Source organism: Bradyrhizobium sp. USDA 10063 (assembly GCF_054063735.1).
In genome coordinates this window covers 6,038,113-6,049,498 of the sequence record NZ_JBSSGP010000002.1, presented here as the reverse complement: position 1 = coordinate 6,049,498, position 11,386 = coordinate 6,038,113, and the positions used below count along the sequence as shown (strand labels likewise).

At 64.1% G+C, this 11,386-nt stretch carries 10 protein-coding genes; 1 reads left to right on the top strand and 9 read right to left on the bottom strand.

The genetic code is table 11. The features are described from left to right. Positions 1-168: 168 nt before the first annotated feature. The 8 genes from ACVJGD_RS30730 to cobS form a co-directional block, all read right to left on the bottom strand. On the bottom strand, positions 169-423 hold the full coding sequence (locus tag ACVJGD_RS30730; protein WP_456637734.1) for a hypothetical protein: 255 nt from the start codon (positions 421-423) through the stop codon (positions 169-171). Between the two features lie 197 nt (positions 424-620). Continuing rightward, positions 621-1,043, bottom strand: a complete 423-nt coding sequence (locus ACVJGD_RS30725; protein ID WP_456637733.1) for a hypothetical protein — start codon at positions 1,041-1,043, stop codon at positions 621-623. Positions 1,044-1,339: 296 nt separating this feature from the next. Next, positions 1,340-2,440: an LLM class flavin-dependent oxidoreductase gene (locus tag ACVJGD_RS30720; RefSeq protein ID WP_454616117.1), complete on the bottom strand. Its 1,101-nt coding sequence runs from the start codon at positions 2,438-2,440 to the stop codon at positions 1,340-1,342. 148 nt (positions 2,441-2,588) lie between these two features. Continuing rightward, positions 2,589-3,701 carry an NADH:flavin oxidoreductase/NADH oxidase gene (locus ACVJGD_RS30715; protein WP_456637732.1) on the bottom strand — a complete coding sequence of 371 codons (1,113 nt, stop codon included), beginning with the start codon at positions 3,699-3,701 and terminating at the stop codon, positions 2,589-2,591. Positions 3,702-3,771: 70 nt separating this feature from the next. After that, the gene (locus tag ACVJGD_RS30710; protein ID WP_456637731.1) at positions 3,772-4,731 is read right to left on the bottom strand and encodes a Bug family tripartite tricarboxylate transporter substrate binding protein; all 960 of its coding nucleotides are present in this window, start codon (positions 4,729-4,731) and stop codon (positions 3,772-3,774) included. 82 nt (positions 4,732-4,813) lie between these two features. Further along, positions 4,814-5,884, bottom strand: coding sequence for an esterase-like activity of phytase family protein (locus ACVJGD_RS30705; RefSeq protein ID WP_456637730.1), 1,071 nt, complete (start codon positions 5,882-5,884; stop codon positions 4,814-4,816). 186 nt (positions 5,885-6,070) lie between these two features. Beyond that, a complete protein-coding gene (cobT, locus tag ACVJGD_RS30700) occupies positions 6,071-7,966 on the bottom strand; it encodes a cobaltochelatase subunit CobT (protein WP_456637729.1) in 1,896 nt (631 codons plus the stop codon). A gap of 182 nt (positions 7,967-8,148) precedes the next feature. Then, on the bottom strand, positions 8,149-9,147 hold the full coding sequence (cobS, locus tag ACVJGD_RS30695; protein ID WP_130577697.1) for a cobaltochelatase subunit CobS: 999 nt from the start codon (positions 9,145-9,147) through the stop codon (positions 8,149-8,151). Between the two features lie 293 nt (positions 9,148-9,440). On the opposite strand from cobS, the gene ACVJGD_RS30690 reads away from it, so the two are divergent. Beyond that, entirely contained in the window at positions 9,441-10,106 is a 666-nt protein-coding gene (locus ACVJGD_RS30690; RefSeq protein ID WP_456637728.1) for a DedA family protein, read from the top strand. Between the two features lie 2 nt (positions 10,107-10,108). On the opposite strand, the gene ACVJGD_RS30685 is transcribed toward ACVJGD_RS30690, so the two are convergent. Further along, positions 10,109-11,332, bottom strand: coding sequence for a citrate synthase family protein (locus ACVJGD_RS30685; RefSeq protein WP_456637727.1), 1,224 nt, complete (start codon positions 11,330-11,332; stop codon positions 10,109-10,111). Positions 11,333-11,386 lie beyond the last annotated feature (54 nt).

Genomic DNA, 11,386 nt, shown 5'->3' with positions numbered 1-11,386 from the left:
GTTCGACGCCGCCGGGTCGCGGCGCCGGCTGACCGTGCACGGCAAAGATGTACGAGATCTTGTGCCTGACTGCGGCGCGGCATGTCAGCCAGCGCAAGTGCGGAGCATGGTGATTCGTTGGTTAGGGATCGGCTGCGCAATCGAGGCGAATTGCGCCGTTCCTCCGGCTCAGGTGAGTTCGCTGAGCGAACCGAACAGCCCGCGCCCGCGAGGACGTTGCACTTGTCGCGCGCGCCGCCGCACCTCGGCTGCGAACCGGCGGCGCTCCAGCACGCCGGCAACGTCGCAAGCATTGGCAATGCGGTTGATCGGCGCGATGGCGGCGCGGGCGATCGACCTGCCAAATCCGAGGATGAACTTGAGGACATCGTCGAAGAAGGTCGTGGTCAGTTGCCGGGTCAATTGCAGGACAATCGTTTGCATGTGAGCGGCCTCCGGATGAGCTTGAGCAATGCTCACGCATATACGCTAAAAATGAGCGACGCTCAAGAAAATTCTGGCTGGAGATCGAAAACTCGCGTCCGAGGTCGACGGGCAGACGCTGGGATAGCACTTAAGCAATTGATATTATTGAATATTGATGTAGCGGAGCCCCGGCTGCTTCACCGAACTGGAGGAGCTTAGCCCCGCATGCGCGCGATTGTGCCGGCGACGATCTGCATAGCGACGCCGAACACCCATCCGACCATGATCGCAACTGTCCAGGCGACATGCGGCTCGACGCGAAGCACAATGGCGAGGACCGACACGAAGGCGACCAGTGCCGCAAGAAACGTCCCGACCGCGCTGAGGAATTCCGCAGCATCAATATTTCCGCGCGAGGATTCGTCGCTCGGCGGCTGGAATGGCAATGGCGGCGTATCGATGCCGAGATAGAAGCCGACCGCGCCGCAGATCATCATGAGCAGGAGAAATCCCTGCGACGTGAAGGCGGAGATGCTCGACCCGACAAGGGCCGCGACGAACAGGCCGCTCGCCGCTCCCGCCATGGCAAGGCCAAGGCGCTCGAAAACGTGGGCGAATTTTCGTACGCGGGACCGCATCGTACCGATCCCCCATGATGATGATCAGGCTACGCCTCTTTCGGATAGCGTGAAAGATACCGTTCGCATGTGGCGCTGCACATGCCGGCGAACCTGTGTTCACCGCAAATTGCGCGCACAGCGGTGATTAGTCACCGCGACTATCGATTTTTTGCAGCCTTGGGTAGGCAAAGGCGGGCCTCTTCGCGCCGTGCCCACCATCGAGCATTCCGCTCGTAATGGTGGGCACGCTTCCGCTGTCACTTGTGGTGAGCTGCGGTCGACGTCGTCGCTTTGCCTACCCTACGTTGCGCAGCCTACGCGGCGCGGCCGAACTCGCTGCCGAGGTGTTTCAGCCGCGGCAGCACTTCCTGCTTCAGCAGTTGCAGCGAGTGGTGCCATGCTTCCGGCTTGTGCTTGTAGTCGAAGCCGAACACGAGCAGCACGCCGAAGCCGCCGACCTCCTGATAGATCTTCTCGATCTTCTCGGTGACAGTCGCGGGCGAGCCGACGATCCAGTTGTGGCGAGCGCAATATTCGACGTTGACGTCGCTGTCCGGCACGTCAGGCGTGGCTTTGAGATAGTCCTTGAAGCCGAAGTGACCGAGCAGCGGCAGGAAATACTCGCTCATCATCCGCCCCATCATGTCGCCGGTCGACAGACGCCAGGCTTCTTCGTCAGTGTCGGCGACAAAGACTTCGCGCACCAGCCGCCAATCCTGCCGGCTCGGCTTGCGGCCGGTTTTCGCTGCGCCCGCCTCCACCGAATCCCAATGGCTGCCGACATAGGCCGGGTTGAGGTTGAGGCTCATCGGGATGAAGCCGCGTTCGCCCGCGAGCTTCAGCGTATCGGAGTTCTTGGAGAGACCGGCGACGCCGATCGGCGGATGCGGTGCCTGCTTCGGCTTGAGGTGGGGTTTGAGGAAATCGAACATCGTGTCCGGCTTCGTCACCGTCCAGTATTTGCCCTTGTATGTCCACGGAGCATCGTCGCTCCAAAGCTTCAGGATGATTTCGAGCGCTTCGCGCGTCATGTCGCGATTCTGGCCCGACATGCCGTCGACATTGAACATGGCCCAGTCGCTCGGCAGGCCGCTTGCCGCGACGCCGAAATTAAGCCGGCCATCGGAGAGATGATCGAGCATCGCGACGCGATTGGCGAGTTCAGCCGGATGGTGATAGGGCAGCAGGAAGCCGCCGGGACCGATGCGGATGTTCTTGGTCTGCAGCAGTGCCTGCGCGACCAACAGATCCGGCGACGGATGCGGCTCCCAGGGCGCGGTGTGGTGCTCACCGATCCACGCTTCCTGATAGCCGAGTTCATCCAGCCACCTGAGCACCTGCAGGTCCCAGTCGTGGCCCTCCTTCAACCCGCACTCCGGCGGATGCGAGGGCATCGCGAAATATCCTAGTTCCATGGACTTTCCTCTCGCTTGTGTTGCGCGACTTTACTGTCGCATCTCATGCGCAAGCGAGAGTACCTACCCCGGTTACGGCGGAATAGTGGCTTTCGTCATTGCAGAGCGGAATAGCCGTTTCACTTTCGCTCGCAATAACGGTGATGATTTACCGCGACCCGAACGTGGTCGCGCCGAACAATGCTTTCTGCGTCGACGGTTGCGAACGCCAATACTGCGGCGGTGCGTCAACCTGTCCGCCGAGTTCGGCAGCAGCGTGCCAGCCCCAGCGGGGATCGTAGAGCATCCCGCGGGCAAGCGCGATCATATCAGCCTTGCCGGAGGCAACGATCTCCTCGGCGTGCTTTGCTTCCGTGATCAGCCCGACTGCCATGGTGGTGACATCAGTTGCTTCCTTCACGGCCTGCGCCAGCGGCACCTGATAACCCGGGCCCAACGGAATCTTTTGCCGCGGCGACACGCCGCCGGAGGAAACATCAATCCAGTCGACACCACGCTTCTTCAATTCCTTGGCGAATTCGATCGTTTGCGCAATGTCCCAGCCGCCATCGACCCAGTCGGTCGCAGACACCCTGACGCCGACTGGCTTGCGATCCGGGAATACGGCACGCACGGCATCGAATATCTCCAGCGGATAGCGCATGCGGTTTTCGAGCGAACCGCCATACTGGTCGGTGCGCTTGTTCGATATCGGCGACAAGAACTGATGCATCAGGTAGCCGTGCGCGCCATGCAGCTCGAGCGCGTCGATGCCAAGACGATCGGCGCGCTTGGCGGCTGTCACGAAAGCGTCGCGGATGCGCTTGAGCCCGGCCTCGTCCAGCGCCAGTGGCGCCGCTTCGCCTTCCTTGTGCGGCACGGCCGATGGCGCCACCGTCTGCCAGCCGCCTTCGGACAGCGGGATCAACTGCCCGCCCTCCCAGGGCCGGTGGCTCGATCCCTTGCGGCCAGCATGCGCAAGCTGCATTGCGACCGCCGCTTTCGAATGTTTTCGCACCGATGCGAGGATCGGCTTCAACGCGGCTTCGGTGGCATCGTTGTAGAGGCCAAGGCAGCCCGGCGTGATGCGCCCAAGGGCCTCCACATGCGTGGCTTCGATGCAGAACATTGCCGCGCCCGATAGCGCCAGCATGTTGATATGCGTGAAATGCCAGTCGTTGGCCTCGCCGTTCTCTGCCGAATATTGGCACATCGGCGACACCATGATGCGGTTGGGCAATTTCAGGCCGCGCAGTTCGATCGGGGAAAACAGGGCGCTCATGTGGGGATCCGGATAGGAGGGAAATTGCCCTCCTATCTAGCGATGCCGTGGCCCCGCCTCAACCTGCCGGCTACTGATTGATCCCGGCCGCCTTGATCAACTCCAGGTTAGCGGCGGTCTCGCTCTTGATGAAATCGTCCATCTGGACAGGCGTCATCGGCATCGGCTCGACTCCGAGCTTCTTCAGGCTCGCTTGCGTCGCCGGATCATTCAGCACCTTCATCCCCGCCGCATGAAATTTCTCGACGATGTCGCGCGGCGTTTTCGCGGGGACGAATATGCCGAACCAGCTCACGCTGTCGGCACCCTTCAAACCGATCTCCGCCGGCGTCGGCACATCGGGCAAATCGGCGACACGCTTCGGCGTCGACACCAACAACGCCTTCACCTGGCCGTCGCGAATTAGCGGCAGCGCGGTCGCGAGCGGACAGAAATAGAGATCGATGCGGCCGCCCAGGATATCGGCGATCACTTCGGGACCACCGCGATAGGGCACGTGCGTGGCCTCGATGCCGGCGGCGAGACGGAATTTTTCCGCGCTGATATGCACGGCGCTGCCGACACCGACCGAACCAAAGGAGATCGAACCAGGCTTCGCCTTGGCGTCGGCAATGAAATCCTGGATGGTTTTCCAGGGCCGCTCTTTTGGCACGATCATGACATTGGCGCTGGAGCCGATCATCAGCACGGATGAAAGGTCTTTGGTCGCATCGAAAGGAAGATTCGGGAAGATTGCCGGCGCAATGGTCAGTGCGGAGGAATGCGCGAGCACATTGTAGCCGTCGGGCTCCGACTTGGCGACGATGCCGGTGCCAAGCGTGCCGCCGGCGCCGGCGCGGTTCTCGATCACGAAGGGCTGGCCGAGCTCGGCCGACAGCCGATCGAACACCAGGCGCGGCACCACGTCGGTGGCGCTGCCGGCGCCGAACGGGATCGTCGCCTTGATCAGGCGCGAGGGCCAGATCTCGGCCTGTGCAACGGTGGCAAACAAACTCGCGGCGATGAGAATGGGGAACAACTTGCGCATCATGGCTCTCGGTTTCGATGGATGGTCGAGCGTTGCAAGAACCGTTCCGCCAGTCACTGAGTGCGGAAACCCCGAGGTCAATCCTCTATTCCACCAGTGTGAACTGCAGCAGCAGCGTGCGCTGGATCAGCGAGAAATTGTCGTCGGAGACCATGGTGATTACGGTGTCGCCTTCGGCCGTGGTGTGGGCGTCGATGCCTTCCATATTGTCGATCTCATTGCCGAGATCGGCGTTGAAGACCGAGGGACCGTCGAGGACGGCGCCCGGCATCACGGACGCAAGCTCGATGCGGCGGATGCGGATGCCGACGCCGCCAACCCAGGAGAATTTGCGTTCGAGCAGCAGCAGGTCGCCGGAGGGCAGCAGCACCGCGTCGCTGATGTCGAAATTGTCGGTACGGCGAACGGAAAATTGTCCAGGCGTCTTGCCGCCGACCAGGAAGCCAATGATGTTGCCCTGTGCATCGAGGCCGCGTTCGGAGATCGCGATCAGCGTTCCCGCCAGCGGCAGGCCCTTCGGTACAATCACCAGCGCCTCCAACCCCTTGTTGTTCGGGAGCCGTCTTGCGGCCGCCGGCAACGGCACCACCTCGCCCCGCGCGCCCGTGAATCCCTTGGCGAAATCGAACCGCAGCACCTGGTTGACGCGCTCGAGCCCGACATAGACGAGCGAGCCGTCGAGCGCCATCGACTCTGAATCGTACCAGCCGCGCGCGGCGATCGGCCTGCCGTCCGGGCCAAGCAGCGGCGCCGCCTCGACATCGGCAAGCCCCGTCATCTCGCGGCCTTTATAGACGATGCGGCCCGTGAACCAGCGACCATGGTCGCTGACGGCGATGAAGCGTTCGCCCTTTGCGTCGAGCCGCAACGCCGACAGGCCGCCGAAGCCGCGAAAGGGAGAAGTCAGCACCAATCCGCTGCGAAACTCCAGCGCACCGAACCGGACATGCGAGCGGTCGCGGATGTCGAAGGAAGACAGCGGCCGCGCATTGACTTCGATCGAGACCGGCGCCGCCACCGTGGACTCGCTCGGCAGGATCGGCTTCGTCGGCGGTTCGAGAACAGTTTGCGCCTGCGCCGCGTATGGCAGCGCCGCCGCAGAAAGCCCCGCCGCAGCAAAGCCCAGGAACCGGCGGCGGGAGAGCGTCTGAAACATAGACACCGATCTAGTAGCAGGCGCCGGTGGCCCACCTCTCCCATAGGGAGAGGTCGGATCGCTCTTGCGATCCGGGTGAGGGGTTGTGCCCCCACCGTAGACCGTAACCCCTCACCCGGCGCTTCGCGCCGACCTCTCCCTGCGGGAGAGGTGCATCTGAGCTCGCGGCACCGTCGGGAGAAACACTCAAGAGTGCAAGCGCCTGGGCCGGCGTTCGGCGGGCACCGGACCGTGGGTCTCGCTGAAGAGCTCGGCGAGCTTCTCGGTGATGGCGCCGCCGAGTTCTTCGGCATCGACGATGGTGACGGCGCGGCGATAGTAGCGCGTGACGTCGTGGCCGATGCCGATCGCGATCAGCTCGACCGGCGAGCGGGTCTCGATCTCCTCGATGATGTGGCGTAGATGCCGCTCGAGGTAGTTGCCGGGATTGACCGATAGCGTGGAATCGTCGACCGGCGCGCCGTCGGAGATCATCATCAGGATCTTGCGCTGCTCGGACCGCCCCAGCAGGCGCTTGTGCGCCCAGTCCAGCGCCTCGCCGTCGATGTTCTCTTTCAGCAGGCCTTCGCGCATCATCAGGCCGAGATTTTTCCGCGCGCGCCGCCACGGCGCGTCGGCTGACTTATAGATGATATGGCGGAGATCGTTGAGCCGGCCGGGATTCGGCGGCTTGCCAGCGGCGAGCCAGGCTTCGCGGGACTGCCCGCCCTTCCACGCACGCGTCGTGAAGCCGAGGATCTCGACCTTGACGCCGCAGCGCTCCAGCGTGCGCGCCAGGATGTCGGCGCAGGTGGCGGCCACCGTGATCGGACGACCGCGCATCGAGCCGGAATTGTCGAGCAGCAGCGTTACCACGGTGTCGCGGAAGGTCGCCTCCTTCTCGCGCATGAACGACAGCGGGTGATAGGGATCGGTGACCACACGCGACAGCCGCGCGGGATCGAGAATCCCCTCTTCGAGGTCGAACTCCCAGGCGCGGTTCTGCTGCGCCATCAGGCGGCGCTGCAACCGATTGGCCAGTCGCGCGACGATGCCCTGCAGATGCGCGAGCTGCTTGTCGAGGTAGGAACGCAGCCGCTCCAATTCGTCATGGTCGCAGAGATCTTCGGCGGCGACGATCTCGTCGAATTTCGGTGCGAAGGCGTGATATTCGGGACCGCGCGGCTCGTTGCCGCCGCGCGCGTTCGGCCGCGTCGCCTCGCCCGGCGTTTCGTCGTCGCCGAGCTCGCCATCATCGAAGGTGTCGCTGGTGGATGCCTGCGCGCTTTCCATCGCGCTCTCGGACATCTCTTCCGAGGTGGTCTGCGCCTGGTCGGCGCTCATCTCCTGCGCGGCATCGGAGTCGGGCGAACCTTCGGCGCCGGACTGATCGCTCTCGCCGTCCGGATTTTCGTCCTGGTTGTCGTCCTCGTCGGCGTCCATATCGCGGTCGTCGCCGAGGTCGAGCGCAGACAACAGATCATGCACGAGATCGCCGAACCTGGCCTGGTCCTCGGTAAAGCGCGCCAGTTTATCGAGCCGCGTGCCGATCTTGTCTTCCAATAGCGGGCGCCAAAGGTCGACCATCTTGCGTGCAGCCTGAGGCGGCGCGAGGCCAGTCAGCCGCTCGCGCACCAGCATCGCCAGCGCATCGGCAAGCGGCGCATCGGCGCGGTCGGTGATCTCGTCATACTTGCCGCGGTGGAAATGATCGTCGAGCATCGCGGTGAGGTTTTTTGCAACACCCGCCATCCGCCGCGAGCCGATCGCCTCGACGCGCGCCTGCTCGACCGCCTCGAACACGCCGCGCGCCTGCGGATTGCCCGGGATCAGCTTGCGATGCACCTTGGGATCGTGACAGGCGAGCTTCAGCGCAATCGAGTCCGCATGCCCCCGCACGATCGCGGCGTCGCGCTTGGTCAGCTTGCGCGCAGGCTCCGGCAGCCGCGCCTTGCCGGGCGCAAGCCCCGGGCGTTCGGCGGCGAAAGAGACTTCGAGCTCCGGCGCCTTCGCGATCGCCTTCAGGCACGACGTCACCGCGCGCTTGAACGGCTCGGTCGGCGCTTCCTTCGTATTGCGGAATTTGGAGTTCGACGCGGTCATTGTCTATCCCACCGTCGTCCCCGCGAAAGCGGGGACCCATAACCACAGGAAGAAATTGTTGAGCGTGTAGGCGGCCCAGGTCTTCGCAACAACCACGCCCTGTGGTTATCGCGACGAGCGCAAGCGCTCGCTCGGAGGGTCCCGGATCGCGCTTCGCTTGTCCGGGACGACATCGATCGTTCTTAGCTCAATGCTACGTTGACGGCGGATTCCGGCAGCTCCGCGTTGAAGCAGCGCTGGTAGAATTCAGCCACCAGCGGCCGCTCGAGCTCGTCGCACTTGTTGAGGAAGGTGACGCGGAAGGCAAAGCCGATATCGCCGAAGATCTCGGAATTTTCCGCCCAGGTGATCACCGTGCGTGGGCTCATCACCGTCGACAGATCGCCATTGGCGAAGGCGTTGCGGGTGAGATCGGCGAGCCGCACCATCTTGTTGACGATGTCACGCCCCTCCTGGCTGCGGTAATGCTTCGCCTTGGCGAGCACGATCTCAACTTCCTCGTCATGGGCGAGGTAGTTCAGCGTGGTGACGATCGACCAGCGGTCCATCTGGCCCTGGTTGATCTGCTGGGTACCGTGATAGAGGCCCGACGTGTCGCCAAGGCCGATCGTGTTGGCCGTCGCGAACAGGCGGAACGCCGGATGCGGCTTGATCACCTTGTTCTGGTCGAGCAGCGTCAGCCGGCCGGAGACCTCCAGCACGCGCTGGATCACGAACATCACGTCGGGCCGGCCGGCGTCATACTCGTCGAACACCAGCGCGACGTTATGCTGCAGCGCCCAAGGCAGGATGCCGTCGCGGAATTCAGTGACCTGCTTGCCGTCGCGGACCACGATGGAGTCCTTGCCGACCAGGTCGATACGGCTGATGTGGCTGTCGAGGTTGACGCGCACGCAGGGCCAGTTGAGCCTCGCTGCAACCTGCTCGATATGGGTGGACTTGCCGGTGCCGTGATAGCCCGTGACCATCACGCGGCGGTTCCTGGCGAAGCCGGCGAGGATCGCGAGCGTGGTGGCGCGATCGAAGCGGTAGTCCGCATCGACCTCCGGCACGTGCGGGTCGACTTCCGCATAGGCCGGCACCTCCAGGTCGCTATCGATGCCGAACACCTGCCGGACCGATACTTTCATGTCGGGCAAGCCGACGGTGTCTTCCAATGTGGTCTGGGCGGCGGTCGTCATTCGTCCTCCGAGGTCCCGGGAATCCCGAAACCAGATTATTCGTTTGGCTGCGGATTGGGTGCTATGCACAAGCCTAGCAGAGTGCAACCGCCGGCAGAAGCCTGCGGTGCGATCAAAGTTCCGTTGTTCTTTCATAAAGATAGGTACCGGACGCGGTTTTTGGAGGGCTGCCCTGCGAATCACGCCGCACTTTGCGGCGAGGGCTGCGACCGCCTCGCGGCAATCCCTTTCCAGGCCGGGGACGAGTTGTTAGCTCTGAAAGTCAAAGCAAGACCGTGAGCGACGGGAAGTTTGTGACCACATTCCTCGACCCCCTGATCACCTTCGTTTCGGCCCACGCGTGGCTTGCCTACCTTACGCTGTTCCTGGCGGCTTTTCTGGAAGCGGTTCCGGTGGCGGGGTCGCTGGTGCCCGGCTCGACCATCATCCTGGCTATGGGCGCGCTGATTCCCGGCGGCGAGTTGAAGCTCTGGCCGGTGCTGGCGGCGGCCGCCGCAGGCGCCCTGCTCGGCGACGGCTCCGCCTACTGGATCGGCCATCGCCGCCAGCGCGAGATCCTGGCTGCATGGCCGCTGTCCAGCTATCCGCGCGTGGTCGAGCAGAGCGAGGCGTTCTTCCATCGTTGGGGCACGCTCGCGGTATTCTTTGCGCGCTTTGTAGCGCCGTTCCGTGCCTTCGTGCCGCTCACCGCCGGCGCGCTGGATATGCCCCCGGTGCGCTTCTACAGCGTGAATATCCCGGCGGTCTTGCTCTGGGCGCCCGCGCATGTGCTGCCGGGCGCGCTCGCGATCTCGGCATTGCATGAGTATGCGGGGCTGCCGTACCACCATCATGTCGGCAAACATATCTGGATCCTGGCGGTGATCGGCGGCGCCCTGATCCTGACGCTGGTGCTCTGGGTTATCCGCCGCCGTCGCGCAAACACCATGATCGAGCCGGCCGCGAAGCCGCGCACGTAACCTCAGATGGTCTTGGCAGCCGCGCTGCGTCCCGGCGCCGGCCCGACATATCGCGCGCGCGGGCGGATCAGCCGGCCGTGCTGCAATTGCTCGCTGGCATGCGCGATCCAGCCGACGCTGCGCGCCATCGCGAACAGCGCAAGCTCGCTGCCGAGGGGGAGCCGCAGGCTATGCACCAGCACGGCCAGCGCATAGTCGATATTGACGAACTCGCCGGTCGCTTCCGCAATCCGCTCCGGAACCTCCCTCGTAAACTTGCGCGCGGCGCCGGCGCGCGCCAGCGCATCCAGCAGCGATTGCGCGCGGGGATCGCCGCGCCGGTAGACGCCATGGCCGAAACCGGCGAAGCGCTCGCCGAGCGCGACACGCTCTCGGATCACCGGCTCGACGTCCTGGTCGACCAGGGTCTTCACCAGCCGCGACGCCAGCACGCCGGCGCCACCGTGCTTCGGGCCCTTCAGCGCGGCGAGGCCGGCGATGACGGCGTCGTAGAGATTGAGCTCGGTCGAAGCGGCGCAGCGCACCGTGAAGGTCGAGGCGTTCAATTCGTGATCGGCGAGCAGCACCAGCGTGCGGCGGATCAGGTCGGCGGCATGCTTGTTGTCGCCCGCCCAGGCGCCGGCGATCTGCACATGCAGCGATTCGGACGACGGCTCGCGGTTCAGCATGGTCGCAACCAGCAGCCGGACGATACGCCCGCCGACCATGGCGCGGCCATCCGGCGCGCGGGTGAAGGCGCGGGGATCGGCGCTTGCGGCAAGCGCCAGCACGGCAATGGCACGGTCGATCGGCATGGCGCGGTGCGCGGCCTCCGCGATGGCGCGCATCTCCCCGGAGACAAACGGGCAATTGTCCGCCGCGAAGGGATCGACGCCGGTCACGTCCCACAACAGCGTCGCCGCATGCTCGAGCGTATCCTTCTCGGCGAGATCGACACAGTTCACACCGCGGTAGATCGGGCCGTCCTCGGTGATGGTCGCGATCGCCGAATCCATCACCGGCAGGTCGGCATCGAAGCTGCGCAGGCCCCGCGGCTCCGGCGACGGAGTGCGACGCTCCTTCAGTCCGCGCACATCCTCGGCCCGGTAGCGGTGGCTGCGGGAATCCGCCGACGGCTCGGAGCGGATCAGGCCGCGGCTGACATAGGCGTAGAGCGTGGCGGGGGAAATCGCGAGCTCGGCCGCCGCCTCGCGGGCTGAGAGATAAAGGCCATCAGATTTTTTCATATTGATTAAGCTAATCAAGATTGATCAATCTGTCGAGAGGATCGACTTTCCCAT

Excerpts from the sequence above, each read along its gene's own strand:
- ACVJGD_RS30715 (WP_456637732.1), bottom strand. The coding sequence starts at position 3,701 with ATGAGCGCCCTGTTTTCCCCGATCGAACTGCGCGGCCTGAAATTGCCC.
- ACVJGD_RS30705 (WP_456637730.1), bottom strand. The coding sequence starts at position 5,884 with ATGTTTCAGACGCTCTCCCGCCGCCGGTTCCTGGGCTTTGCTGCGGCG.
- cobT (WP_456637729.1), bottom strand. The coding sequence starts at position 7,966 with ATGACCGCGTCGAACTCCAAATTCCGCAATACGAAGGAAGCGCCGACC.
- ACVJGD_RS30720 (WP_454616117.1), bottom strand. The coding sequence starts at position 2,440 with ATGGAACTAGGATATTTCGCGATGCCCTCGCATCCGCCGGAGTGCGGG.
- ACVJGD_RS30725 (WP_456637733.1), bottom strand. The coding sequence starts at position 1,043 with ATGCGGTCCCGCGTACGAAAATTCGCCCACGTTTTCGAGCGCCTTGGC.
- cobS (WP_130577697.1), bottom strand. The coding sequence starts at position 9,147 with ATGACGACCGCCGCCCAGACCACATTGGAAGACACCGTCGGCTTGCCC.
- ACVJGD_RS30730 (WP_456637734.1), bottom strand. The coding sequence starts at position 423 with ATGCAAACGATTGTCCTGCAATTGACCCGGCAACTGACCACGACCTTC.
- ACVJGD_RS30710 (WP_456637731.1), bottom strand. The coding sequence starts at position 4,731 with ATGATGCGCAAGTTGTTCCCCATTCTCATCGCCGCGAGTTTGTTTGCC.
- ACVJGD_RS30685 (WP_456637727.1), bottom strand. The coding sequence starts at position 11,332 with ATGAAAAAATCTGATGGCCTTTATCTCTCAGCCCGCGAGGCGGCGGCC.